Annotated in this window: 28 protein-coding genes and 1 other annotated feature; of the genes, 24 read left to right on the forward strand and 4 right to left on the reverse strand. The window is 42.5% G+C overall.

Translation table 11 applies throughout. From position 1 onward, the window contains the following. Positions 1-210 precede the first annotated feature (210 nt). From pheS to FRX57_RS00555, 7 genes are all read left to right on the forward strand, one after another. Positions 211-1,254: a phenylalanine--tRNA ligase subunit alpha gene (gene pheS, locus FRX57_RS00525; RefSeq protein ID WP_146565606.1), complete on the forward strand. Its 1,044-nt coding sequence runs from the start codon at positions 211-213 to the stop codon at positions 1,252-1,254. Positions 1,255-1,262: 8 nt separating this feature from the next. Further along, the gene (locus FRX57_RS00530) at positions 1,263-1,805 is read left to right on the forward strand and encodes a GNAT family N-acetyltransferase (RefSeq protein ID WP_146565608.1); all 543 of its coding nucleotides are present in this window, start codon (positions 1,263-1,265) and stop codon (positions 1,803-1,805) included. Then, on the forward strand, positions 1,799-4,207 hold the full coding sequence (gene pheT / locus FRX57_RS00535) for a phenylalanine--tRNA ligase subunit beta (RefSeq protein ID WP_146565610.1): 2,409 nt from the start codon (positions 1,799-1,801) through the stop codon (positions 4,205-4,207). Before FRX57_RS00530 ends, pheT begins: the two co-directional genes overlap by 7 nt. A 70-nt stretch (positions 4,208-4,277) precedes the next feature. Further along, positions 4,278-5,132: a DNA adenine methylase gene (locus tag FRX57_RS00540; RefSeq protein WP_146565612.1), complete on the forward strand. Its 855-nt coding sequence runs from the start codon at positions 4,278-4,280 to the stop codon at positions 5,130-5,132. After that, complete coding sequence (locus FRX57_RS00545) at positions 5,122-5,919, forward strand: DNA-methyltransferase (protein WP_146565614.1); 798 nt, start codon at positions 5,122-5,124, stop codon at positions 5,917-5,919. Before FRX57_RS00540 ends, FRX57_RS00545 begins: the two co-directional genes overlap by 11 nt. Further along, positions 5,916-6,515: a hypothetical protein gene (locus tag FRX57_RS00550; RefSeq protein WP_146565616.1), complete on the forward strand. Its 600-nt coding sequence runs from the start codon at positions 5,916-5,918 to the stop codon at positions 6,513-6,515. The genes FRX57_RS00545 and FRX57_RS00550 overlap by 4 nt, the downstream gene beginning before the upstream one ends. Positions 6,516-6,536: 21 nt before the next feature. Next, positions 6,537-7,445 (forward strand): type II restriction endonuclease, encoded by a 909-nt coding sequence (locus tag FRX57_RS00555; protein WP_146565618.1) that lies wholly within the window; start codon positions 6,537-6,539, stop codon positions 7,443-7,445. A gap of 54 nt (positions 7,446-7,499) precedes the next feature. Here FRX57_RS00555 and FRX57_RS00560 read toward each other — a convergent pair whose 3' ends face one another. Further along, complete coding sequence (locus FRX57_RS00560) at positions 7,500-8,228, reverse strand: S1 family peptidase (RefSeq protein ID WP_146565620.1); 729 nt, start codon at positions 8,226-8,228, stop codon at positions 7,500-7,502. A gap of 198 nt (positions 8,229-8,426) precedes the next feature. Between FRX57_RS00560 and FRX57_RS00565 the strand changes: the two genes are divergently transcribed. The 6 genes from FRX57_RS00565 to fni all read left to right on the forward strand — a co-directional run bounded on the left by FRX57_RS00565 (position 8,427) and on the right by fni (position 13,879). Continuing rightward, on the forward strand, positions 8,427-9,263 hold the full coding sequence (locus FRX57_RS00565; RefSeq protein WP_146565622.1) for an ABC transporter ATP-binding protein: 837 nt from the start codon (positions 8,427-8,429) through the stop codon (positions 9,261-9,263). Continuing rightward, positions 9,256-9,975, forward strand: a complete 720-nt coding sequence (locus FRX57_RS00570) for an ABC transporter permease (protein ID WP_146565624.1) — start codon at positions 9,256-9,258, stop codon at positions 9,973-9,975. The genes FRX57_RS00565 and FRX57_RS00570 overlap by 8 nt, the downstream gene beginning before the upstream one ends. A 116-nt stretch (positions 9,976-10,091) precedes the next feature. After that, entirely contained in the window at positions 10,092-10,967 is an 876-nt protein-coding gene (gene mvk / locus FRX57_RS00575; protein ID WP_146565626.1) for a mevalonate kinase, read from the forward strand. Beyond that, on the forward strand, positions 10,949-11,893 hold the full coding sequence (gene mvaD, locus FRX57_RS00580) for a diphosphomevalonate decarboxylase (protein WP_146565628.1): 945 nt from the start codon (positions 10,949-10,951) through the stop codon (positions 11,891-11,893). Before mvk ends, mvaD begins: the two co-directional genes overlap by 19 nt. Continuing rightward, complete coding sequence (locus FRX57_RS00585; protein WP_146565631.1) at positions 11,886-12,887, forward strand: phosphomevalonate kinase; 1,002 nt, start codon at positions 11,886-11,888, stop codon at positions 12,885-12,887. Before mvaD ends, FRX57_RS00585 begins: the two co-directional genes overlap by 8 nt. Beyond that, positions 12,884-13,879 (forward strand): type 2 isopentenyl-diphosphate Delta-isomerase, encoded by a 996-nt coding sequence (fni, locus tag FRX57_RS00590; RefSeq protein WP_146565633.1) that lies wholly within the window; start codon positions 12,884-12,886, stop codon positions 13,877-13,879. Before FRX57_RS00585 ends, fni begins: the two co-directional genes overlap by 4 nt. Before the next feature lie 59 nt (positions 13,880-13,938). Here fni and FRX57_RS00595 read toward each other — a convergent pair whose 3' ends face one another. Further along, the gene (locus FRX57_RS00595) at positions 13,939-14,265 is read right to left on the reverse strand and encodes a helix-turn-helix transcriptional regulator (protein WP_146565635.1); all 327 of its coding nucleotides are present in this window, start codon (positions 14,263-14,265) and stop codon (positions 13,939-13,941) included. Between the two features lie 120 nt (positions 14,266-14,385). Here FRX57_RS00595 and FRX57_RS00600 point away from each other — a divergent pair, with 120 nt between their 5' ends. Beyond that, positions 14,386-15,357 carry a hypothetical protein gene (locus FRX57_RS00600; RefSeq protein WP_146565637.1) on the forward strand — a complete coding sequence of 324 codons (972 nt, stop codon included), beginning with the start codon at positions 14,386-14,388 and terminating at the stop codon, positions 15,355-15,357. A 58-nt stretch (positions 15,358-15,415) separates the two neighbouring features. Here FRX57_RS00600 and FRX57_RS00605 read toward each other — a convergent pair whose 3' ends face one another. Further along, the gene (locus FRX57_RS00605) at positions 15,416-16,693 is read right to left on the reverse strand and encodes a hydroxymethylglutaryl-CoA reductase, degradative (RefSeq protein WP_146565638.1); all 1,278 of its coding nucleotides are present in this window, start codon (positions 16,691-16,693) and stop codon (positions 15,416-15,418) included. Beyond that, the gene (locus FRX57_RS00610) at positions 16,683-17,864 is read right to left on the reverse strand and encodes a hydroxymethylglutaryl-CoA synthase (RefSeq protein WP_146565641.1); all 1,182 of its coding nucleotides are present in this window, start codon (positions 17,862-17,864) and stop codon (positions 16,683-16,685) included. The genes FRX57_RS00605 and FRX57_RS00610 overlap by 11 nt, the downstream gene beginning before the upstream one ends. 210 nt (positions 17,865-18,074) lie before the next feature. On the opposite strand from FRX57_RS00610, the gene FRX57_RS00615 reads away from it, so the two are divergent. The 10 genes from FRX57_RS00615 to rplL all read left to right on the forward strand — a co-directional run bounded on the left by FRX57_RS00615 (position 18,075) and on the right by rplL (position 25,773). Then, complete coding sequence (locus FRX57_RS00615; protein ID WP_146565643.1) at positions 18,075-18,914, forward strand: thymidylate synthase; 840 nt, start codon at positions 18,075-18,077, stop codon at positions 18,912-18,914. Between the two features lie 9 nt (positions 18,915-18,923). Further along, the gene (locus FRX57_RS00620; protein WP_146565645.1) at positions 18,924-19,475 is read left to right on the forward strand and encodes a YdeI/OmpD-associated family protein; all 552 of its coding nucleotides are present in this window, start codon (positions 18,924-18,926) and stop codon (positions 19,473-19,475) included. 81 nt (positions 19,476-19,556) lie between these two features. Next, positions 19,557-20,075 carry a dihydrofolate reductase gene (locus FRX57_RS00625; RefSeq protein WP_146565647.1) on the forward strand — a complete coding sequence of 173 codons (519 nt, stop codon included), beginning with the start codon at positions 19,557-19,559 and terminating at the stop codon, positions 20,073-20,075. Further along, positions 20,065-20,235 carry a hypothetical protein gene (locus FRX57_RS00630; RefSeq protein WP_146565650.1) on the forward strand — a complete coding sequence of 57 codons (171 nt, stop codon included), beginning with the start codon at positions 20,065-20,067 and terminating at the stop codon, positions 20,233-20,235. The genes FRX57_RS00625 and FRX57_RS00630 overlap by 11 nt, the downstream gene beginning before the upstream one ends. Before the next feature lie 21 nt (positions 20,236-20,256). Continuing rightward, entirely contained in the window at positions 20,257-21,483 is a 1,227-nt protein-coding gene (clpX, locus tag FRX57_RS00635) for an ATP-dependent Clp protease ATP-binding subunit ClpX (RefSeq protein WP_146565652.1), read from the forward strand. 10 nt (positions 21,484-21,493) lie between these two features. Then, positions 21,494-22,090 (forward strand): ribosome biogenesis GTP-binding protein YihA/YsxC, encoded by a 597-nt coding sequence (yihA, locus tag FRX57_RS00640; protein ID WP_146565655.1) that lies wholly within the window; start codon positions 21,494-21,496, stop codon positions 22,088-22,090. Between the two features lie 169 nt (positions 22,091-22,259). Beyond that, positions 22,260-23,636: an amino acid permease gene (locus tag FRX57_RS00645; RefSeq protein WP_146565658.1), complete on the forward strand. Its 1,377-nt coding sequence runs from the start codon at positions 22,260-22,262 to the stop codon at positions 23,634-23,636. A gap of 11 nt (positions 23,637-23,647) precedes the next feature. After that, positions 23,648-24,598 carry a homocysteine S-methyltransferase gene (gene mmuM, locus FRX57_RS00650; protein WP_146565660.1) on the forward strand — a complete coding sequence of 317 codons (951 nt, stop codon included), beginning with the start codon at positions 23,648-23,650 and terminating at the stop codon, positions 24,596-24,598. Between the two features lie 78 nt (positions 24,599-24,676). Further along, positions 24,677-24,807: a sequence feature (ribosomal protein L10 leader region), on the forward strand. A 25-nt stretch (positions 24,808-24,832) separates the two neighbouring features. Continuing rightward, complete coding sequence (gene rplJ / locus FRX57_RS00655) at positions 24,833-25,333, forward strand: 50S ribosomal protein L10 (RefSeq protein ID WP_146565662.1); 501 nt, start codon at positions 24,833-24,835, stop codon at positions 25,331-25,333. A gap of 71 nt (positions 25,334-25,404) precedes the next feature. Further along, entirely contained in the window at positions 25,405-25,773 is a 369-nt protein-coding gene (gene rplL / locus FRX57_RS00660) for a 50S ribosomal protein L7/L12 (RefSeq protein ID WP_146565665.1), read from the forward strand. Positions 25,774-25,855 lie beyond the last annotated feature (82 nt).

Raw genomic sequence — 25,855 nt, forward strand, 5'->3', positions numbered from 1 at the left:
CTAGTAACTAGAGGGAACTTGATAGGGAGTGTAAGCCGTGACTGAAAGCTTACTCAAGGAAAGTCTAGCCAATTCACTCACCTGAAGGACTGGCAATTAAGGTCTGGCTCAGTCAGGCAAAAAACGGATGGTACCGCGTGTCAACGCTCCGCAAGTGATGGGGTTTTGGCATGCTTTTTTTGTTGGTCGCCACGAGATTTTGGAGGAATTATGGATTTACAAACGCAGTTGGAAGAATTAAAACGCTCAACGCAGGAAAAATTGGCTCAAATGACCCATGAGCATGCCCGTGATATGCAAGACTTGCGCGTGCAGGTTCTGGGAAAGAAGGGAAGTTTGACTGAGCTCTTGAAGGGACTTAAGGATTTGTCAAATGACTTGCGCCCTGTGATTGGTAAACAGGTTAATGAGGTGCGTGATGTTTTAACGAGTGCTTTTGAAGAGCGGGCAAAACTAATTGAAGAGATGGCCATTCAAGCCCAGTTGGAAAAAGAGAGCCTAGATGTCACTCTGCCAGGTCGTCAGTTCAAGTTAGGTAACCGGCATATCTTGAGTCAAACCTGTCAAGATATTGAAGATATTTTCCTTGGCATGGGCTATCAAATCATTGATGGGTTTGAGGTAGAAAAAGACTACTATAATTTTGAACGCATGAACCTACCCAAGGATCACCCAGCCCGTGATATGCAGGATAGTTTTTACATCACCGAGGAAATCTTGTTGCGAACGCATACCAGTCCTGTTGAGGCACGCGCCATGGACCAGCATGATTTCAGTAAAGGTCCCTTGAAAATGATTTCGCCAGGTCGTGTTTTCCGTCGTGATACGGACGATGCGACGCATAGTCATCAATTTCATCAGATTGAAGGCTTGGTTGTGGGAGAAAATATCTCCATGGCAGACCTCAAAGGAACCTTGCTCTTGATTAGTCAAAAAATGTTTGGCGAAGATCGTAAGATTCGTTTGCGGCCATCTTATTTTCCTTTCACTGAGCCATCAGTTGAGGTGGACGTGTCTTGCTTCAAATGTGAGGGCAAGGGCTGCTCGGTATGTAAAAAAACAGGCTGGATTGAAATCCTTGGAGCTGGCATGACTCATCCAAGTGTTTTAGAAATGAGTGGCATTGACAGTAGTAAATACTCAGGCTTTGCCTTTGGTATGGGGCAGGAGCGGATTGCCATGCTCCGCTATGGTATCAATGACATTCGAGGTTTCTACCAAGGCGATAGCCGTTTTTCTGAACAATTCAAGTAGGCCTTGTCATGATTGTTAAAATAAGCGAAAAAGATGTTGCCACCTTACGAGAATTGGCCATGGAAACCTATGTTGATACGTTTGGTCAGTCAATCAAAGAAGAAGATTTGCAGACTTATTTTGCGACGACCTTGTCCATGGACAACCTAGCGGCAGAATTAGCAAATCCAAACTCCCAGTACTATTTTATCAAGCAAGATGATGAGCCAGTAGGCTTTGTCAAGGTCAATCAGGGTTCTGCTCAAACTGAGCAAGAACTAGAAAATGCTTTTGAAATTCAACGCTTGTATATTAAAAAAGATTACCAAGGTCTTGGTCTGGGTAAGAAAATTTTTGAATTTGCCTTAGACCTAGCAAACAAGTCAACTTGTGATTGGGTTTGGCTAGGTGTTTGGGAACATAACTATAAGGCTCAGGCCTTTTATGCCAAGTATGGCTTTGAAAAGTTTGGTCAACATGAGTTTATCACTGGTGATACGGTGGATACGGATTGGTTGTTGAGAAAACCGATTATGAAAGAAGAGCAAGTAAAGAAAGGAACAAGATGCTAGTAAGTTACAAATGGTTGAAAGAACTGGTTGACATTGAGGTTTCAAGTCAAGACTTGGCTGAAAAAATGTCAACCACAGGAATTGAAGTAGAAGGTGTTAGTCAGGCAGGCGCAGGTTTATCAAAAATTGTTGTTGGAGAAGTCATGTCCTGTGAGGATGTTCCAGACACTCATCTTCATCTTTGCCAGGTGGATACAGGTGATGGAGAGTTACGCCAAATTGTCTGTGGTGCACCCAATGTTAAGGCAGGAATCAAAGTTATGGTAGCCCTACCTGGTGCCCGCATCAAGGATAATTATAAGATTAAAAAAGGGAAAATCAGAGGGATGGAATCCTTGGGTATGATTTGTTCCTTAGCTGAATTGGGGATTTCAGATGCTGTGGTACCCAAGGACTATGCGGATGGTATCTACTATTTGCCAGACCATGCAATAGTAGGAGAAGAAGTCTTTTCTTACCTGGATCTCAATGATGAGATTATTGAGTTATCAATCACTCCCAATCGTGCGGATGCCCTATCCATGCGTGGTGTAGCCCATGAAGTCGCTGCCATCTATGGCAAATCAGTTGCCTTTCCGCAACGTGAGCTGATTGAGGCTGAGAAAAAAGCAAGTCAGGTCTTGTCGGTTGAACTGGCGACGGATAAGGTGCCATTCTATTCGGCGCGTGTCATTGAAAATGTCACCATCAAGCCAAGTCCCCAGTGGCTACAAAATACCTTGATGAATCAAGGTATTCGTCCCATTAACAATGTGGTTGATGTGACCAATTATTGCCTCTTGTACTTTGGTCAACCCATGCATGCCTTTGACCTAGACAAGTTTGAAGCCAATAGCATTGTACCCCGACAGGCCAAGGCAGGTGAAACACTGGTGACTTTAGACGGTAACGAGCGTGACTTGGTGGCAGATGATTTGGTCATCACCGTAGCCGATAAGCCAGTTGCCCTAGCTGGTATCATGGGTGGTGCCAATACGGAAATTGATGCCGGGTCTAAGAATGTCGTCTTGGAAGTAGCCGTTTTTGATAAGAAGTCTATCCGCAAGACCAGCAGTCGTCTCGGTCTTCGCTCAGAAAGTTCAGCCCGTTTTGAAAAAGGCATCAATCAAGCAGATTGCTATGAAGCTCTAGATTTTGCGGCTAGTCTTTTGGCTGAGTTATCAGAGGGGCAAGTCTTGGCAGGTGTCGTTTCTGCGGGGCAGTTGGATTTGGAACCAAGTCAGGTGTCAACCAATCTTGACTATGTCAATACCCGCTTAGGAACAGTCTTGACGATGTCAGAGATTGAAGCCATTTTTGACCAGCTTGGCTTTGGTTTTGTGGCTAATGATGAGCAAGGCTTCATGGTTTCCGTACCAAAACGCCGTTGGGATATTACTATTCCAGCAGATTTGGTGGAAGAAATTGCCCGTATTTACGGTTATGACAAGCTACCAACAACCCTTCCTCAGACGGATGGTACTGTCGGTGAGTTGACTAGTATGCAGTCTCTCTGTCGTCAGGTGCAGACCTTGGCAGAAGGTTTAGGCTTGTCTGAAATCATCACCTATGCCTTGACAACACCAGAAAAAGCGCTCAGTTTTACGCCTCAACCAAGTCAGCTGACAGAATTGATGTGGCCGATGACTATTGAACGCTCAGCTTTAAGGCAAAATCTGATTGCTGGTATGTTGGATACAGTTGCTTACAATGTGGCTCGAAAAAACACTAATCTTGCTCTTTATGAATTGGGACGTGTCTTTGAACAAACCAAGAACCCTCAGGAAGACCTGCCGACGGAAAATGAACACTTTGCCCTTGTTTTGACGGGTCTAGTCGCAGATAAAGATTTTCAAACACCAGCTGTGCCGGTAGATTTCTTCCATGCTAAGGGGATTGTTGAGGCACTTGCGGATAAACTGGGCTTATCATTTGAGTTTGTTGCTAGCCAAGAAATGGTAGACATGCATCCAGGTCGTACGGCTGTGATTTTCTGTCAAGGCCAAGAGCTTGGCTTACTTGGTCAGGTTCACCCACAAACTGCCAAGGCCTATAATATTCCAGAAACCTATGTGGCTGAAATCAATCTTAGCCGTTTAGAAGCCTTGCTACCAGATGTTTTGGTTTTCCAAGAGATTAGCAAATACCCAAGTGTTTCTCGTGACATTGCCCTTTTGGTGGACAAGACGGTTAGCCATGGTCAGATTCTTGATAGTATCAAGCAGGCAGGAGTCAAACGCCTAGTGGCAGTTAAACTCTTTGATGTTTATGCTGGTAAGAACATTGAAGCCGGTAAAAAATCAATGGCCTATAATTTGACCTTCCAAAATTCAGAAGCCAGCCTGACTGACGAAGAAGTTCTTGGTTATATGACTAAAATTGTGAAATCTTTAACTGAAAATCTCCAAGTCGAAGTTCGCTAGACTAAAAACGATCCCGTAGGGGTCGTTTTTTGCTATTACAAGCTGGGAATGATGTGGTATAATTGAGGGTATGAAATCAATCTTACAGAGCCAGGAGAGCTTACAACCTTTTACAAAATGGACTGGTGGAAAACGACAATTGCTACCTGAGATAAAATCATTAATGCCAGAACATTACGGGAATTATTTTGAACCTTTTGTAGGAGGGGGGGCTTTATTTTTTGATTTAGTGCCGAAAACTGCTACTATCAATGACTTTAACATCGAATTGATAAATTGTTATCAGCAAATTAAGGATAATCCTAAGGAGTTAATAAGTCTTCTAGCAGAACATCAAGCATCTAACTCAAAGGACTACTATCTTGATTTACGTTCAGTAGACCGAGATGGAAGAATGATTGGAATGACAGACGTTGAGCGTGCTGCTAGAATTATGTATATGTTGCGTGTGAATTTTAATGGACTTTATCGCGTTAACTCTAAAAATCAATTTAATGTTCCTTATGGACGTTATAAAAATCCGAAAATTCTTGATAAAGAGTTAATTATAGCAATATCAGATTACCTTAACCAGAATGATATTATCATCTTAAGTGGTGATTTTGAGCAGGCAGTCATACATGCTAAGGCTGGTGATTTTGTCTATTTTGATCCCCCTTATATTCCACTTTCAGAAACAAGTAGTTTTACTTCCTATACGCATGAAGGATTTTCTTATCAAGACCAAATTCGTTTGCGTGATATGTTTAAGTATTTAAGTGACGAAGGTGTTTTTGTTATGTTATCAAATTCGTCAAACCCTTTAGTAAGAGAGCTTTATAGTGATTTTCATATCCACCAAGTAGAAGCTAACAGAACAAACGGAGCAAGTTCTTCAAGCCGAGGGAAAGTATCGGAGATTATTGTAACTAATTATGCTAAATAACGAATATAAGTATGGAGGTGTTATGATGACTAAACCATACTATAACAAGGACCAAACCATTTTAGTCCATGCAGATACATTTGATTTTCTTTCTAAAATGAAGCCAGAAAGTATGGATATGATTTTTGCAGATCCGCCTTATTTTTTGAGTAACAATGGGTTTTCAAACTCAGGTGGTCAAGTGGTCTCAGTTAATAAGGGGGAATGGGATAAAATTGACGGTTTAGAAGAAAAACATAGGTTTAATCGACGATGGATTAGATTAGCTAAAGAAATTTTAAAGCCAAATGGAACAATTTGGATTTCAGGAAGTTTACATAATATTTATTCTGTAGGTATGGCATTGGAACAAGAGGGATTTAAAATTCTTAATAATATTACTTGGCAGAAAACTAATCCAGCACCAAATTTGTCTTGCCGTTATTTTACCCACTCAACAGAAACCATTTTGTGGGCGAGAAAGGCTGATAAAAATACTAAGCATTGCTATAATTACAAGTTGATGAAAGAACTAAATGGTGGTAAACAAATGAAAGATGTTTGGACTGGTAGCTTAACATCTAAATCCGAAAAATGGGCAGGAAAACATCCGACCCAAAAGCCAGAATATTTACTAGAGAGAATTATTTTAGCTAGTACTAAAGAGGGAGATTATGTCCTAGACCCTTTTGTCGGTAGTGGAACAACGGGCGTTGTGGCTAAACGTTTAGGGAGAAAGTTTATTGGCATTGATGCTGAAAAAGATTATTTGCAAATTGCTAAAAATAGATTGGAGAAGATAAAATGAAAAAAGGAGGAGTAGGTGGAGCTAACACCAAGACAGGACTGGCATTTGAATTAAAGACTGACTTACCGACTTTTATACGACAACAAGAAGGTTATGAAGTTATTGATAATGACTTTGATATAGTTATACGAAAGCGTACAGGTGATAAAATAAAAAGACCTCGAAAATCTATCGCACGTTGGAAAGTTTATTTTAATGATGAATTTGTTGCTGAAATTTTTCAGAAACATGGGCTATATCGCTATTTTGATGAAGTAGGATTGAATTATCGTGAGATTATTTCTAAAAAATTACTTCCAGACGATGCTATCTTCGTTATTGCTAATAATACAGTCTTTATTATTGAAAAGAAAATACAAACGACTGAGGGCAGCGTTGATGAAAAATTACAGACTTGTGATTTTAAGTTGAAACAATATCGTAAATTATTTTCCCCACTAAATAAAGAAGTTAAGTATTATTATTTGCTAGATAAGAATTGGTTTGATAATCCAGCGTATAAAGATGTTTTAAATTATATTATAGATGTCGGTTGTGGATTTTATTTTAACTATATCCCATTAAAGGAGCTGGGATTGCCTGTTCCTAGAACTTAAGAAAAAAAAGGAAATCTAAGAATGGAACTATCAAAATATATTAGCCTGTCTGCTGATGAACGATTAAATTTTTTCTTATCCACACTCTCTATCACTAATCGGACACCAGAATATTATGTCAACTGGGAAAAGGTTGAACGGGAAACTAAAAAGTTTGAACTTGAATTAAACACTTTAAATTATTTAATTGGTAAAATGGATATTTATCATGAGGCTTTAAAATTATTTGAAAAACAACCTGATTTACTAAAAGCTATTCCTAGTTTAATAGCTAGTCGCGACAAAATTTTAGACATTTTAACCATAGATGAGAATGACAATATGAGTTTTGAACAACTCAATTTTTCAACAATTGATACAACTCGTATCGTAGATTATGTTGATTTTAGTGAGCAAGCTGGGCTGCTAGATTTTTTACAAAATAAAGCCAATCGTTCATTAGTGGATTATGTTTATGGTGTAGAAGCTGGCTTGGATAGCAATGCACGAAAAAATCGTAGTGGTTCAACAATGGAAGGGATTTTAGAGAGGCATGTTGCAAAAATCTGTCAAGAATGTAATTTAGAATTTAAACCTCAAGCAACAGCACCCTATATTTTGGATACTTGGGGAATTACAGTACCGGTTGATAAATCTGAACGCCGTTTTGATATTGCTGTTTATTCAAAAGAAAATAATAAGCTGTGGTTGATTGAAACCAATTACTATGGAGGAGGCGGAAGTAAATTAAAGGCTGTGGCAGGAGAATTTACCGAGCTCAGTCAGTTTGTAAGAAGTTCAGATGATAATGTAGAATTTATTTGGGTTACAGATGGACAAGGTTGGAAAACTGCCCACCTTCCTTTATTGGAAGCCTTTGGTCATATTAACAAAGTATTTAATTTAGATATGCTGAGAAAAGATTATCTATATCAATTATTTATTGAGTAATAGCATCAACACAACATCAAAAAACAACCCACCATTGCCATGGTGGGCTATTTTTTATGAGTTTAAGTTTTTATTAACAAAGGTACGAATGGCTTTATCAAAGAGGAAACCGTAGGTGGTTGGCTTATTTGGGTCTTCAGTTGAGGCGTTAGATAGGCCAATTAGGTTGAACTGGCTATCATAGATTGGTGAGCCAGAAGAACCTGAGGTGATAGGAGCGTTAAAAGTGAGAAAATTTCCTTCAATATTTTTTAGAACCCCGTGACTATCCCAGAGGGTACCAAAGTCCTTATCACCAGGATAACCAACGGTTCGCACAAGTTGTCCTTTCTTGACAGATTGGATAACTTTTTCATCAGCCATTTTAAGGAATTTGATATGGCTTAGTTGTGGATTTGAACTGATAGGTGTTTGGAGTTTGAGGATTCCCACGTCCATGGTTTCATCTTCGGGAATGGCATAGCTTTTAACGGGAAGTTCAACAACTTTGCCGTTTTTATCAAGGACGCGGACGACTGCATTTTTCATCTTATCAATGCCTGTGATGACGTGCCGATTGGTGATTAGGGTATCTGCTTGCAAAAAACTTGCAGTACCATAGTTTTTAGGATTGTCCTTGTCATAAACCATGCCAGTATTACTGTAGCGGCTTTTTTCAATAGCTGTCACTTGGGTTCTAGTGCCCTGACTTTCAGCTGACAGCTGGTCGGTTTTTTTGGAACAAGCCATGAGGGCTAAACTGCTCAGCAAGATGACAAGGCAGAGAGATAATCGTTTCTTCATGAGTGTGTTCTCCTTTTCATTTTTAGAGGTACTAAGGCAATCCTCTTCTGAAACTATTATACCATAAATTTGTATGGTTAACTTAAAACAAAATTAAAAACCAAGACGAGAGTTACTTCTTAAGAATGCGCTAACAATATAGGCAGAATTATGGTATAATAAAGCTATCAATTCATCAGATAATCAGGGGGGTAGCTTATGACAGATGTGATTGTTGTGAAAAACTTGAGCAAAGCTTTTGCTAACGGCAAGGGAATCAAAAATATCGATTTTACCATTGCAGCAGGCGAAATTTTTGGTTTTTTAGGGCCATCTGGTTCAGGTAAAACAACTACTATCAATATTTTGATGGGCTTGTTGGTGGCTGACAGCGGTCAGGCCTTGATTTTTCAGAAAAGTGCTACCCAGTTTGAGGAAGCAGATTATGCGAAAATTGCCCTAGTCAGCGATCATAACGGCATGTATGAAAAGATGACTCTCTATGACAATCTGCTTTTTTATTGCAGACATTATGGCTTGCCACAGAAGAGATTGGATAATCTATTACAGCGGGTGGGCTTATATGACAGTCGTAAAACCGTGGCTGAGAAATTGTCCACGGGGATGAAGCAACGTCTGTTTTTAGTCAGAGCCCTACTAAATACGCCCAAGGTCCTTTTTTTGGATGAACCAACTTCTGGTCTGGATCCTGCCACATCACGAACCATTCATGAGATTTTGTTGGAACTAAGGGAGCAAGGAACGGCTATCTTTTTGACCACCCATGACATGCACGAGGCTAGTTTGCTATGTGACCGCGTGGCTCTCTTGAACCAAGGCAGTTTGGTTGAAGTGGGTAAGCCTAGTGAATTAGTTCAAAAATACCATACCAACAAGGTGGTCAAGGTTAGCTATCCTGATGGCAGTGAGCAGCTGGTGGCCTTTGATCGCTTGGCTGACATTGTCAATGCCCAAGAAGCTCTCTCGATTCATTCTTGTGAGCCGACCTTGGAAGATGTTTTTATTGAATTGACAGGAGGTGGCTTAAATGCTTAGACGGTTGACAAATTTATTATGGCTACGCAAGCAAATCATGATGTCCAACAAAGGGATGCTCTTATCCCTTGTTATCCCATTTTTCTTGCTTTATTTTTATAAATTTATCAATTCCCGCAATGGTAGTTTGCCGGAAGAGGCCTCCATTTTTTTGACCATGTTCTGCTTGAATTTCTTCTTTAATATTAGTATTGGGATAGTCATTAGCAGTATCCTGACAGAAGAAAAGGAAAAAGGGAATTTGCGGACCCTGATTTTAACAGGCGTTCGCCCTCTTGAGTATATCCTATCAACTCTAGTTTTTCCTTTCCTTCATGCCTTGGTTTTGATTGTGGCTGCACCTCTGGTTTTGGAACTATCGTTGAGCAGAAATTTCATCCCTTATGTCTTGATTACAATCTTGACAGCCTTGCTGGTCATGCTCATGTACCTTGTGTTGGGCACTTTTTGCAAAAATCAAGTCAACCTACAGGTTTACAGTTTTCCAGTGATGTTGGTCTGTATGATGCTACCTAATCTAGTAGTCTTGTTTCCAGCCGCCAAGTGGCTAGTAGACCTTAGTTTCATGGGGCTTTATAGCAAACTTTTTTATGACTGGCAGAACTTTAGCTGGGCTAGTAGCTGGTTTCAAGTTCTCGCTTTTCTGGTTTGGACAGCCTTGCTTGTTTATGTCAGCATTCGGCGAGTCAAACAGTTAAAATCATTGGCTTAATCAAAGGGCGAAAGCCCTTTTTAGCTTGTTGAGGAGAGATTTTATAGTTAGTAGTCGCATTTTTTTGGCTTTTATATTACAATAAAAAGGATAATACTAAAGAGAAACTGTGAGTCATGAAAGAAGTCTTAGGTGTGGGTCAGGCCCACAGTAAAATTATTTTAATGGGTGAGCATGCCGTTGTCTATGGCTATCCAGCCCTGGCCTTGCCCTTGGCTGATATTAGGGTGACCTGTCAGGTCAAGGCTGGTCAGCCGAAAACTCATCAGACGGATGATACCCTTGCTCATGCGATAAATTTGGCCAAAAACCATTTGGGTCAAGCTGCCTATCCCTTATCTTATACGATTGAGTCCCAAGTCCCCAGACAGCGGGGAATGGGTTCGTCGGCAGCTGTCAGTTTGGCAGCCATCCGAGCAGTTTTTGATTATTTTGATGCTGATTTAGCGGATGACCTTTTAAGAGATTTAGCCAATCAGGCTGAGCGGGTGGCCCATAGCAATCCGAGTGGTCTGGATGTTCGCACCTGTATGAGTAATCAAGCCATTAAATATATCAGGAACAAAGGATTTGAGCCACTTCACTTGAATTTGGGGGCCTATTTGGTCATTGCTGATACAGGGATTCATGGCCAGACCAAGGAAGCTGTTCAAAAGATAGCCGATTTGGGCCAGCAGGCGGAACAGCTGTTAGCCGATTTGGGTCAATTAACGCTGGCAGCCGAAGAAGCCATTGCTCAAAAAGATTTATCCAGCCTAGGCCAAGGAATGACCCAGGCCCATTATAAATTGGCAGAGTTGGGGGTCTCTTGTCTGGAAGCGGATACCTTGGTAGCAACTGCTTTGGAAGCGGGAGCATTGGGAGCCAAGATGAGCGGGGGAGGTCTAGGTGGTTGCATCATTGCCTTAGTGGCTAATCCCCAGCAAGTTGCAGACATTAGTCAATTATTAAAAGAAAAAGGAGCCCAGCAAACATGGATTCGAGAACTGTAAGCGTCAAATCTTATGCCAATATTGCCATTATTAAATATTGGGGCAAGGCAGACGCAGCAAAAATGGTGCCAGCAACGAGTAGCATTTCGCTGACGCTAGAAAATATGTTCACCGAAACACGCCTAACCGGCCTAGCAGCAGGTGCTAGTCAGGATGAATTCTACATTGACGGTCGCTTACAAAGCCCTGATGAGCATGCTAAAATGAGTAAGATTATTGATCGTTTTCGTCAGGACAAGACTGCCTTTGTTCGGATTGATACGTCAAATAATATGCCAACGGCAGCAGGTTTGTCTTCCAGTTCGAGTGGCTTGTCAGCCTTGGTTATGGCTTGCAATGATTTTTTTGAGACGGGCTTGAGTCGCTCAGCATTGGCTCAGGAGGCGAAATTTGCCTCAGGGTCTTCCGCTCGCAGTTTCTTTGGCCCCTTGTCAGCTTGGGATAAGGACAGCGGTGAGATTTATCCTGTGAAGACCGATTTGAAACTAGCCATGATTATGCTGGTTTTGAATGATCAGCAAAAGGCTATTTCTAGTCGTGATGGCATGAAACGCTGTTGGGAGACGTCAACTAGCTTTGGCGATTGGGTGGCCCAATCTGAAAAAGATTATGCTGCCATGCTAGCTCATTTAGCCGACAATGATTTTAGGCAGGTTGGTGAGTTGACCGAACAAAATGCTCTAGCCATGCACGCAACAACCCTAACTGCCAGCCCAGCATTTTCTTACTTGACGGAGCAGTCTTATCAGGCCATGGATTTTGTTCGTTCCCTTCGTGAGCAGGGCTACCAGTGCTACTTTACCATGGATGCTGGGCCTAATGTCAAGGTCTTATGTTTGGAAAGCGATTTGGCTGACTTGGTTCCCATTTTTGAACAATCTTATCGTGTGATTGTCTCTAAAACAAAGGATCTGCCCCATGACTAAGACATATCAGGTAAAAACAGGGGGCAAACTCTATTTGGCGGGAGAGTATGCGATTTTGAGTCCAGGACAGACTGCCTTAATTAAAAATATCCCTATTTACATGAGGGCAGAGATTAGCCTAAATACCAGCTATGTGATTAGTTCTGATATGTTTGATTATGAGGTTGATTTAAGACCTGACGCCAATTATGCCGTGATTCAAGAGACCATTGTGACCTTTAATGCTTACTTGCTTGATCAGGGTCTACATCCTTCCCCCTTTAGATTAAGGATTCACGGCAAGTTAGAAAGGCAAGGCAAAAAACTGGGGATTGGCTCTAGTGGAAGTGTGGTTTTACTGACCATTAAGGCTATGGCCAGTCTTTATGGCTTGTCTTTGTCGGCGGATCAGCTCTTCCGTTTAGCCGTCTATGTTCTCTTGAAACGTGGTGATAATGGCTCAATGGGAGATTTGGCCTGTATTGCCTATGATGATTTAGTAGCCTTTACTAGCTTTAATCGGGACCAGCTTGCTCAATGGATTAGAGAAGAAGAGATGAACACGGTTTTACAGGCAGACTGGGGCTATGAGATTAGACCGATTCGGGTTGGTCTATCTTGTGAGTTTTTGGTGGGCTGGACCAAGCAACCAGCTCTCTCTAAGGACTTGATTAACCTTGTTCAGTCGGCCATTGGCCCGGATTTTTTGTCGCAGATGCAAGTAGCCGTCAGAGGCCTGCAGGAAGGACTTGAAACCAGTCAAAAAGACTTGGTGATAAAGAATTTGGCCTTGGCAGGTCAACTCTTGGAAAATCTACACCCTGCTATTTATTCCCCAAAATTATCAGCCCTGGTTAATGCTGGTCAAGGTTTAGACCTTGTGGCTAAGAGTAGTGGGGCTGGTGGGGGAGATTGTGGCCTTGCCCTTTCTTTTAGCAAGGCTGCTAGTCAGCAACTCAGTCAAAATTGGCAAGCGCTGGATATTGATTTATTATGGCAGGAGGAACTCGCATGACCAATCGCAAGGATGACCATATTCGTCACGCTTTGGCCTATCAATCACCCTACAATAGTTTTGATGAGCTGGAATTGATTCAGTCTTCGCTGACCAGCTATGATTTGGCAGACATTGATTTATCAACGCAATTTGCAGGCCATGATTTTGCCTATCCTTTTTATATCAATGCCATGACAGGAGGCAGTCCTCAGGCTAAAGTCATCAATGAAAAACTGGCGCAGCTAGCTCAAGCTTGTGGTATTTTGTTTGTGACAGGTTCCTATAGTGCAGCCCTTAAAGACCCTCAAGACGATTCATTCAAGGTTGCAACGGACAAGCCCAACTTGCTTTTGGCGACCAATATTGGCCTTGATAAACCCTATGAAGCCGGTTTACAGGCCGTGAAGGAGATGAAGCCCATCTTTTTACAGGTCCATGTTAATCTGATGCAGGAATTGCTCATGCCAGAAGGAGAGCGAGTCTTTAAGCCTTGGAAGGAACATCTGAAGGATTATGCCAAAGGCTTACCCGTTCCTCTTGTCCTCAAAGAGGTTGGTTTTGGCATGGATAGAAAGACCATTGCCTTGGCTGCAGATTTGGGCATTAAGACAGTTGATATTTCTGGGCGTGGCGGGACCAGTTTTGCCTATATTGAAAATCAGCGGAGCGGCCAGCGAGATTATCTCAACGAGTGGGGTCAATCAACTGTTCAAACCCTGCTGAATGCTCAAGATCTGGTGGATCAGGTAGAAATTTTGGCTAGTGGTGGGGTTCGTCATCCCCTAGATATGGTAAAAGCCCTAGTTTTGGGGGCTAGAGCGGTTGGTTTATCTCGCACGATTTTAGAACTGGCTCAAGAACATACTCTTGAGGAGCTCATCACTATTATCAATGCTTGGAAAGATGACTTGCGGCTCATCATGTGTGCCCTAGATTGTCGGACAGTAGCAGAATTAAGAAAGGTTGACTACCTACTTTATGGCAAATTAGCCCAGGCTAATCCAAGATAAAAGACTGAGTAACTACTCAGTCTTTTCGTATTAAGAGTAAGCTTTATTGAGAATATCAATTATTTTAAGAGTTGAAGAATTGCCAGCACTTTTTGCTGTCTTTCGTCTTGGCTTAAATCTGATAAGCTATTGAGCAGTTCGTCAACTAAAGGGAAATCAGTGAGTTTTTCAAATTCAAAAAAATCTGAGTAGCTGATATTCAAGGTATCCATGATTTTTTCCAATGTATCAATCTTGGGGCTGAAACGATAATTTTCTAGTTTGTTGATGTATTTTATATCAAGGTCTGATTCTAAAGACAGTTGTTCTTGAGTCAGACCTTTCTTTTTTCTCAGTTGTTTGATACGATTGGCGACAAAATAGGTTAAATTGTTTGATTCTTTCATGGTATGTTCCTTCTAAGGATAGAATAGCATTTTAGAATACTAAAATCAGTTCATTATAAAGAATTAAGTTGCTTTTAATGAACTTTTGTTATATACTAGAAACATAGGAGGATTTATATTATGAAAAACTATAAGAAAATTGCTTTAATGACGCTAGCTGGCTTATTATTTTTATCTGCTTGTGGAACAACCACCAATAAGTCTAAGACTTCAACATCAGAAACAAGTAAAACCAGTCAAAGTTCAGAAACAACATCATCTGAACCACAATCTGTTGAATTCTTTGCGGATGGGGAGTATGAAGTTGGGACTGATATTCAACCTGGTAGCTATTATGCTGTATTAACTGAGTTTGAATCAGATAAAGACTATGCTTATATCAACTTTAAGTATGGAACTGACTTTGATAATCAAGATAATTATGAATATGAAGAGTTAAAAAAAGTTGGAAAGATTTATAAAGTGACACTGAAGAAGGGAATGAAACTCAGATTCAATGATCCCTATGACGGCGTATCTAGTTGGAATATGACTTTGTTTACGGCTGAAGATTATAAAGAATATCAAAAATCTGAGCAAAAGGAAAGCAAAACTAATAGCTCAGAGTCATCGTCGAGTTCTAGCAGCAGTGAATCTAGTACAGAAAGCTCTACATCGTCAGAGTCTTCATCGTCTTCAACTGCGTCAGATAGTTCAAGTACAGAAGTGAGTGCTAGTAGTTCAGGAACGATTTACTCAGACTCTTATATAGAAGTTAGCAAAAATAAGGGCTTGCTTTCAATAAAGAACCTTTCTGGGCAAGATATTCTTCTTGATGGACAAGCCACATTTAACCAAACTAAGGAAATCAATATGTATTCATTTGGTTATATCGGAGATGTCAAGACTGGCGGTACCAAGACAGAAAATATTTCAACAGTTACCTTGATGAATGAAGGTGAGCCAGGTGATACTGAAGATGGAGAAACTTTGGGTGGCGATAAAACATTCAAACATAAAATGAAAGCTGGTGAAACGATTACATGGAGTGGCGAAATAAAAGATAAGGACTATAATACTTTGTCGCAAATTACATTTGACATTACCTATTAGTTAATATAAAAATTCTCCTATGTCTAAATCAACTAGGCATAGGAGAATTTTTGTTATACTATCCATTATTTCTAAGGTCAGTTAGAATTTTTTGAGCAGTAGCCAAATTCATGTGTTGTTCTTGAAGCAGGGCTTGTACCAGTGGGCCTGTTTCATGCTCTTCGGCACCTGCTAAGAGGGCCAGGGATTTGGCATGGAGTTTCATGTGTCCTGACTGAATGCCAGTACTAACTAGAGCCTTGAGAGCAGCAAAATTTTGTGCTAATCCGATAGAAACTAGCAACTTTGCTAGGGTCTTGGCATCGGGGTTTCCGAGAATGTCATGGGCCAGTTGAACACTTGGATTGAGCCCAATAGAGCCTCCCTTGCTAGCAGCAGGCATAGGTAGGGTTAATTCCCCTAAAACCTGCTCTTTTTCTGGACAATAGGTCCATGTGGTCAAGCCCTGATAGCTCCCGTGGCGACTAGCATAGGCATGTCCTCCTGCCTCAATGGCTCGCCAATCGTTGCCTAAGGCTAGGCTAGCTGCATCAATACCGTTAAAAATCCCCTTGTTGTGGGTGCTAGCCCGGTAAGGGTCAATTTTGGCAAATTGGCTGGCCAAAACTAGCTTATCGGCTAAGTGGCGAGCTTCTTTTTTATCTCGACTGAGAAAACGTAAATCAATGGCACACTTGGCAGTGACCAAGGACTCGGTAGCATAATTGGACAAGATGGCCATGAGACTTTTGGCCTGACTGATTTGTTCCAGAGGGAATTTTAGAGCCTCCATCATGGTATTGACCATGTTGGCTCCCATGGCTTCCTGGGTATCTACCTTGACAAAAACGGCCAGAAAATTAGCCTGATCTTGATAGGTTTTTACCTCTAAATCACGCGCCCCGCCTCCTCTTTTAACAATAGAAGGATAGGCCTGATTGGCTAGGTCAAGCAGGTCTTCTTTTTGTGCCAAAATGTTTTGACGGGCTTGTTCCAAGTCAGAAACGTCGTAGAGAATAACCTGACCAATCATTTGACGTTGGTGAATGGTCGTCGTAAAACCACCAGAACGCTTGATAATCTTGCTCGCAAAGCTAGCGGCCGCCACCACTGATGGTTCTTCCGTCACAAAGGGCAGGTGGTAGAGCTGACCATCAACCAAGACATCAGGAACCAGACTAAAGGGCAGGCTAAATCGTCCTAAGACATGCTCGGCCATTTGATTGGCGATAGCTAGGGGGAGTTGTTGGTCTGCTTGTAAAATAGCAGAGCTTTGGTCAGACAGGGGGAGTCCTTGAAGGAGCTCTCGTCTTTCTTCAGGTGTTTTTTTGGCAAAGCCAGTCCAATTAATTGTCATTCCTGCTCACCTTACTATATTGTCGCTGATGTTCTTTGATACCAGTTAGGCGAAAGGCGTTGCTGGCATAATGAGCAAACTCCCTGCTTCCAGTTTCATCGAGCTTAGTTTCTTCAAAGAAGAGGGTTTCGTATTGGGCAACGGTCAAGGTTTGTCGCTGGTCCAAACTAGCCTGGCGCTGAGTTTGGAGTTGTTGGTCAAAATCAGGCATCAACTTGAGACTGAAAATTTCTGAGACCGCTCCGCTCCCATAACTGAAGAGACCAATCTGATCACCAGCCTTGAGGGTTTTAGCATTCTCCAAGAGTGAGAGTAGGCCCAAATAGAGGGAACCTGTGTAGATATTGCCGACCTGTTTACTATAGGTGATCGAATGGGCAAAATTGTCCAGTAGTTGCTCTTTTTTCTCCTCACTAATTCCCTTGTTGATGAGTTTGTTTAGCCCCTTGAGGGCCAATTTAGGGAAGGGGAGATGGAAACAAAAGGCGGCAAAATCTGTCAACTCCTTACCAGAACGTTTCTGATATTCAGCCCAGGTTGTGGTTAAGGAATCTAAATACTGCTTGGTCGAATACATGCCGTTAACAAAGGGAGTTTCAGAATAGTTTGGTCGCCAAAAGTCCATAATGTCACGGGTTTGAGCGACATTGTCATCCTGAAAAGCTAGCAGGCGTGGGTTTGATGTGATGAGCATGGCCAGACTACCAGCCCCTTGGGTGGACTCGCCAGCAGAGCCAATACCATATTTGGCGATGTCGCTAGCAAGGACCAGAACACGTGATTGAGGGGATTTTTCAACATGGAGTTTGGCATAGTTCAAGGCAGCCGTGGCACTATAACAGGCTTCCTTGACTTCAAAACTCCGTGCAAAGGGCTGAATGTCAAGCAGGGAATGAACATAGACCGCCGCCGCCTTACTTTGGTCCACACTGGACTCAGTTGCAACGATAACCATGTCAATGGCAGCCTTGTCTTCTTCTGTTAGAATGTCCTGAGCTGCACTGGCAGCTAGCGTGATGATGTCCTCTGTAATTGGGGCAATGCTGAGGGCATCAAGCAAGAGTCCCTCACTGTACTTATTAGGGTCAACGCCACGAGCTTGTGCCAAATCAGCCATTTTTAATTGATACTTGGGGGTGGCAAATCCCATTTTATCAATTCCGATCATCATAAATCTTTTCTCCTGTCTTATCGAGTGCCTAACATACTTTGATGATGGTAAGCATTCTATGATATCGTTCTTATTCTAACATAAAAAAAGCAATTTGCCATTGAAAAAACTTATTCGGACTCTGTGGTAGGGAGATAGTTTTTTTACTGGATTTTTTAGGACATTTTCGGTAAAATAACTAAAAATACTAGAAGAACAGGTGGGGTTGAGATGACAAGAGCAGATGAGCTATTTAAGGCTAATATTGAGCAGATTATGACCGAAGGGGTCTTTAGCCAGCAAGCTCGTCCCAAATATAAGGATGGTCGTGTCGCCAATTCAAAATACCTGACTGGGGTTTTTGCGACCTATGACTTGTCAAAAGGAGATTTTCCCATCACAACCTTGCGGCCTATTCCGATAAAATCAGCCATCAAGGAGATTTTTTGGATTTATCAAGACCAGAGTAATGACCTTTCCATTCTCAATGACAAATATGGTGTCAAGTATTGGAATGATTGGGAAGTTGGTCAAACAGGAACCATCGGTTTACGTTACGGTGCCATTGTCAAAAAACATGACATCATCGGAAAATTATTAAAGCAACTTGAGGAGAATCCTTGGAATCGTCGCAATGTTATCTCGCTTTGGGACTACGAGGCCTTTGACAGTTCAGAAGGTCTTTTACCGTGCGCTTTTCAGACCATGTTTGATGTTCGTCAGGTCGGGGAGCAGATCTATCTTGATGCCACCTTGACTCAGCGGAGCAATGACATGTTGGTGGCCCACCACATCAATGCCATGCAGTATGTGGCCCTTCAGATGATGATTGCTAAACATTTTGGCTGGCAGGTTGGAAAATTCTTTTATTTTGTTAATAATTTGCATATCTACGATAATCAATTTGAGCAGGCTCAGGAGCTCTTACGACGTCAGCCTAGTGCTTGCCAGCCTCGTCTGGTCTTGAATGTGCCTGATAAGACAGACTTCTTTGCCATTAAACCAGAGGATTTTGAGTTGGTTGATTATGACCCTATCAAACCCCAGCTCAGTTTTGACTTGGCTATTTAGGAGGTGCCCATGAAGAACCAACTGACCCTGACGGACCGTCAGGCCTTTCGGGCCTGGCTTTCGGAACATGGCAGAGCTGAGACCGAGTGTTGGCTCCAGCTCAAACGGGGACGGCCGACGGCAGAGGATGTCTTTTACTACCTGGACGCTGTCGAAGAGGCCCTGTGCTTTGGCTGGATTGACAGCACCCAGAAAAAGGTGGATGGCCAGACTTGGCAACGGTTTTCACCCAGACGGCTCAAGTCCAATTGGACAGCCCTCAACAAGGCCAGGGTTAAGCGGCTGGAAAAACTGGGCCTCATGACCGACCAGGGGCGGGCCGTCCTGCCTGATTTGACTGTTGACTTGGATCAGGATTTGGTGGACATCCTGAAAGCGGAAGGGGTCTGGGAGATTTTTTCCAGCTTTCCCAGGCTCTATCAGGAGGTCAGGCTCAGTAATCTGGCCTTCCAACGGAAAAACCAAGCCCAAACCTACGATAAGAGTTTAGCTCGGCTATTGACCCAAACCCGGCAAGGAAAGCTTTACGGGGACTGGGATGATTATGGTCGCTTGTCATAATCCCATGCTCGAAAAGTTTTTTTTCGAGCATTATTTGCTAAATTTTGGTAGAATAGTAGCACTAAGTGTGTGGAGAAGCTGATGACTAAACGACTCATCGCCATTTGGGCCCAGGACCAAGCGGGCCTGATTGGCCAAAACAATAGCCTGCCTTGGCACCTGCCCAAGGAGCTACAGCATTTCAAGGAAACAACAATGGGACAAGCCATGCTGATGGGGCGGGTGACCTTTGATGGCATGAACCGCCGGCTCCTGCCTGGTCGGGAGACCCTGATTTTGAGCCGCCAGGCCGATTTTGAGGCTGAGGGCATCCAGGCTTTTACCAGCCCTGAGGCGGTTTTGGACTGGTTCCAGACCCAAGATAAGGACCTCTACATCGTGGGTGGGGCCAAAGTCTATGAAGCCATGCTCCCCCACTGTGACCAGCTAGTGGTGACGAGAGTTGAGGGAGAGTTCACTGGCGACACCTATTTCCCAGAAGTGGATTGGTCGTCATTTGTGCCAATAGCAGAGCAGATGATTGAGGCAGATGAGGCAAACCCGCATGCCTTTACCATCACGACTTACGAGAGAAAAGAGGAGGAGAGCCGTGCAACGTAGTATTTTTGGGGTATTTACTGCCTTTTTGTGTGGTATCTGCGTCTTGTGTGCCATCCCAGCCTTCAAGAAAAGACGCTATGGTCTAGGCAGTTTATTTTTGTTAAATGCCTTTACCAATCTGGTGAATACCATCCATGCCTTTTATGGAACCCTATTTTAAGTGTAAGAAAGTGAAATGAAAATGACTGGAAATAGAACCAATGACATGGTTTATTGCTCATTTTGTGGCAAAAATCAAGAAGAAGTAAGGAAGATTATTGCAGGTAATGGTGTTTTTATCTGTAATGAATGTGTTTCTTTATCGCAAGAAATTATTCGTGAAGAATTAGCGGAGGAAGTCTTGGCTGATTTGGCTGAAGTGCCAAAACCCAAGGAATTGCTGGAGATTCTTAATCAGTACGTTGTAGGCCAAGACCGAGCTAAGCGGGCTTTGGCAGTAGCTGTTTATAATCATTATAAACGCATTACTTTTACAGAAAGTCGCCAAAATGAAGATGTTGATTTGCAAAAATCCAATATCCTGATGATTGGTCCAACAGGTTCAGGCAAGACCTTCCTGGCTCAAACCTTAGCCAAGAGTTTGAATGTTCCTTTTGCCATTGCTGATGCGACTGCCTTGACTGAAGCGGGCTATGTTGGGGAAGATGTAGAAAATATCCTTCTGAAATTGATTCAGGCAGCTGACTACAATGTTGAGCGGGCTGAGCGGGGCATTATCTATGTCGATGAAATTGACAAAATTGCCAAAAAAGGGGAGAATGTTTCTATTACTCGCGACGTGTCGGGTGAAGGCGTCCAACAGGCCCTCTTGAAGATCATTGAGGGAACAGTGGCTAGCGTTCCACCGCAAGGGGGACGTAAGCACCCACAACAGGAAATGATTCAGATTGATACCAAAAATATTCTCTTTATCGTTGGCGGTGCCTTTGACGGCATTGAAGAGATTGTCAAACAACGGTTGGGTGAAAAAGTCATTGGATTCGGGCAAAATAATCGTAAGATTGATGACGATAGTTCCTACATGCAGGAGATTATTGCCGAAGATATTCAAAAATTTGGTCTGATTCCAGAATTTATTGGTCGCTTGCCGGTGACGGCTGCCTTGGAACAATTAACTGTGGACGATTTGGTTAATATCCTGACAGAGCCGCGCAATGCCTTGGTGAAACAGTATCAGACTTTATTGTCCTATGATGGGGTAGAGTTGGAATTTGACAAAGAGGCCCTAGAGGCCATTGCTCAGAAAGCCATTGAGCGTAAGATAGGAGCGCGTGGGCTTCGCTCCATCATTGAAGAAACCATGCTGGATGTTATGTTTGAAGTACCAAGCCAGCAGGAGGTGACGACTGTCCGCATTACCAAGTCTGCCGTTGATGGTACAGACCGTCCTATTTTAGAGACTGCCTAGGGGGGCTAGCATGAGTGAAGAAGTATTAAACACCCATAATGCAGCTATTTTGCTCAGTGCGGCCAATAAGTCTCACTATCCCCAAGATGACCTACCAGAGATTGCCCTGGCAGGTCGTTCAAATGTCGGCAAATCAAGTTTTATCAATACTCTCTTGAAACGTAAAAATTTGGCGAGAACGTCAAGTAAGCCTGGTAAAACCCAGCTCTTGAACTTTTATAACATTGATGATAAGCTCCGTTTTGTCGATGTGCCGGGCTATGGCTACGCCAAGGTCTCTAAGGCTGAGCGGGCCAAGTGGGGCAAGATGATTGAAGAATACTTGGTGACCAGGGATAATTTACGGGCGGTGGTTAGCTTGGTTGACTTGCGTCATTCGCCTACTGCAGAAGATGTGCAGATGTATGAGTTTCTTAAATATTATGAGATTCCGGTCATTGTCGTGGCCACCAAGGCAGATAAGATTCCACGAGGCAAGTGGAACAAGCACGAGTCTGTTATCAAGAAGAAATTGGATTTTGACCCACAGGATGAGTTTATCATCTTCTCATCAGAAACCAAGCACGGCTATGACCAGGCTTGGGATAGTATCTTGTCTTGTCTATAAGCAAAAAGAAAGTTCAGAGATTTCTGGGCTTTTTTGCTTTTGGGGCTATAGTTTTTAACTAAGGCAGGGGATAGAAAAAGACTAATTGATTGCTCCTGGAATTATGCTAGAATAAGATAACATAGTTAGTGTTGAAACTAATTATTGAAGTAAAACCTAAGGAGATTATATGGAAAATCATCAGTTTGATCATGAAGGTCAATTTAATCGCGAGATGACCTCGCGTCATTTGCAAATGTTGTCCATTGGTGGGGTTATTGGAACAGGACTTTTTTTGAGTTCTGGCTATACCATTGCCCAAGCGGGTCCTTTTGGGGCTATTAGTTCCTATCTATTTGGTGGAATCATGGTCTATCTGGTCATGTTTTCCTTGGGGGAGTTGGCTGTTGCCATGCCGGTGACCGGGTCTTTTCATACCTATGCAACTAGGTTTATCAGCCCAGGAACTGGCTTTATGGTTGCTTGGATGTATTGGCTTTGTTGGGTCGTTGCCCTGGCTTCTCAATTTGTTGGAGCAGCTCTGCTCATGCAACGTTGGTTTCCAACAGTCCCTGTCTGGATTTTTGCCAGTCTTTTCGCGGCACTTGTGTTTGGGCTAAATACCTTGACCGTCGGGCTCTTTTCTCGGACGGAAACCTATTTATCCAGCATTAAGGTTTATGCGATTTTAGTCTTTATTGTACTGGGATTTCTAGCTATTTTTGGCCTATTACCCTATCAAGGTCAAACCGCAGCTCCGCTATTTACCAACTTGACAGCCAAGGGGCTTTTGCCCAATGGATTGGTGGGTGTGATTTCTGTGATTTTATCGGTTAATTATGCCTTTTCGGGCGTGGAGATGATTGGGATTGCGGCAGGGGAAACGCAAAATCCTAAACAAGCAGTGCCCCAAGCTATTCGATCAACTATTAGTCTTTTGGTTATCTTTTTCTCGCTGACTATTTTAGTTTTGGCCTCGCTCTTGCCCATGGAAGAAGCAGGGGTGACAGAAGCTCCCTTTGTCTTGGTTTTGGATAAGATTGGTCTCCCTTTTGCGGCTGATGTGATGAATGCGATTATTTTAACGGCCATTTTATCAGCCTCAACCTCGGGACTTTATGCAGCCAGCCGTATGCTCTGGTCCTTGGCTAATGAGGGAATGGTATCTGCCAAATTGGTAAAAATCAATCAATACGGGGTACCTATGCGTGCCATGCTCTGGTCCATGCTGGCCATTATTATTGCTTTGATTGCTAGTGTTTACGCAGAAGATACGATTTTTTTGGCTCTGGTTTCTATTGCCGGCTTTGCTGTTGTTGTGGTTTGGCTAGCTATTCCCTTGGCACAAATCAATTTCCGTAAAGGTTGGTTAAAAGAGCATGAGGTAGAGGACTTAGCCTATAAGACACCTTTTAGCCCTATCTTATCTTGGATAACCATTATGTTATTGCTAGTATCCATTGTTGGGATTGCTTGGGACCCTTCGCAACGGGCAGGTCTTTATTTTGGGATTCCCTTTATGGTAGCCTGCTATGTCTATCATTATGTACGTTTTAGAAAATGGTAAGGAGAACTGTTATGGGACGTTTACAAGAATTATTAGAGAGAGAAAAGGTAGCCGTGCTCCATGGGGCGCTTGGAACGGAATTGGAAACTCGTGGTTATGATGTGTCAGGCAAGCTTTGGTCAGCAAAATATCTGGTTGATGACCCGCAGGCCATTAAAACTATTCATGAGGATTACCTTAGAGTTGGTGCAGACATTGTGACAACAGCTAGCTATCAAGCCACCTTGCCAGGTCTATTGGCGGCAGGTTTTGATGCTGGAGAAGCAGAAGGTTTGATCAAATCAACGGTCAAATTAGCCAAAGAAGCTCGTGATCAGATTTGGGAAGAGTTGAGTGAGCAGGAAAAACGTCAGCGTCTCTATCCTTTGATTGCTGGAGATGTGGGTCCTTATGCTGCCTATTTGGCTGATGGCTCTGAATATACGGGGAATTATCAAGGGATTTCCTTGGCTGCCTTAAAGGACTTTCATCGCCCTAGGATAGCGTGGCTTTTGGAGGAGGGAGTGGATTTTCTAGCGATTGAAACCATTCCTAATGCCCTTGAAATTCAGGCCTTAGTTGAGCTCTTGGCCAGTGATTTTGCTCATGTGGAGTGTTTTTTATCTCTGACGACACAGGATGGTTATCATTTATCTGATGGATCTGACTCTGAGCAAAGTCTGAGCTTGCTAGCTCAGAGTCCGCAGATTTTAGCCTTAGGGATTAATTGTTCGCAACCAGATAAGGTTGGTAGTTTTCTAAACAAGATTAGTCAGCAGACGGATAAACCACTTGTCACCTATCCTAATTCCGGTGAAATTTACGACGGGGCCAGCCAGTCTTGGTATTCTAATCCAGATAGTCAGCATAGCCTAGCTGATTACAGTCAGGTTTGGATTAAGCAAGGGGCTAAGATTATTGGTGGTTGTTGCCGAACCAGCATTGATGATCTGAAAGAGTTGGTTAACTTGGTTGACGATTAGGTTAAGCTAGTTGAAAAAAATTAAAAAAGTAAACAAAAAGTCTTGACAAGAGTTCTAAAGCGTGCTATGATATTAGAGGTTTTGAAATAAAACTGACCTAAGACAGTAGGTGAGCCGAGCTCGTAAATCCTACCGAGGCACAAAACGTGATTATTTTAAGCGTATTGTACTTTCGTGTCTGGGTTTAGGCACGTTTTTTCTTGCCTAACCAAAATAATAACGGAGGTAAAACTAATGAGTCAAGCAAACATTGCTAAAAAAGCAGAATTGGTTGAAGTTGTTGCTGAGAAAATGAAAGCAGCAGCATCTATCGTTGTGGTTGACGCACGTGGATTGACTGTTGAACAAGATACAGTTCTTCGTCGCAATCTTCGTGAGAGTGGTGTTGAGTACAAAGTTATTAAAAACTCAATCCTACGTCGTGCCGCTGAAAAAGCTGGTCTTGAAGGTATGGAAGATGTCTTTGTTGGACCAACAGCCGTAGCATTCTCAAATGAAGATGTTATTGCACCAGCGAAAATCCTTAACGATTTCTCAAAATCTGCTGAAGCCCTTGAAATCAAAGGTGGTGCAATTGAAGGTGCTGTTTCTTCTAAAGAAGAAATCGTCGCTCTTGCAACATTGCCAAACCGCGAAGGACTTCTTTCAATGCTTCTATCTGTACTTCAAGCACCAGTTCGCAACGTTGCGTACGCGGTCAAAGCAGTTGCAGAAAGCAAAGAAGACGCTGCTTAGTCTTAAGCAGTTTAGTGGCCTAGTAGGAGGCCAAACATTATTTATATAAAACATATTTGGAGGAAATAACAATGGCATTGAACATTGAAAACATTATTGCTGAAATTAAAGAAGCTTCAATCCTTGAGCTTAACGATCTTGTAAAAGCTATCGAAGAAGAATTTGGTGTAACAGCAGCTGCTCCTGTTGCAGTTGCTGCTGCAGGTGGTGCTGATGACGCTGCTGCTAAAGATTCATTCGACGTTGAATTGACATCTGCTGGCGACAAAAAAGTTGGCGTTATCAAAGTTGTTCGTGAAATCACAGGCGAAGGTCTTAAAGAAGCTAAAGCGCTTGTTGACGGTGCACCATCTATCCTTAAAGAAGGTGTTGCTGCAGCTGAAGCTGAAGAAATCAAAGCTAAACTTGAAGAAGCTGGAGCTTCAGTTACTCTTAAATAAGAGTCACATCATAATTAGATTGCGGAATCCCTATTTACCAGTCTTTGAGAGTGATAAGCGATTGATAGAAACTGATAAATTG

This window comes from Streptococcus cuniculipharyngis, from assembly GCF_007859195.1.
Taxonomy (GTDB): domain Bacteria; phylum Bacillota; class Bacilli; order Lactobacillales; family Streptococcaceae; genus Streptococcus; species Streptococcus cuniculipharyngis.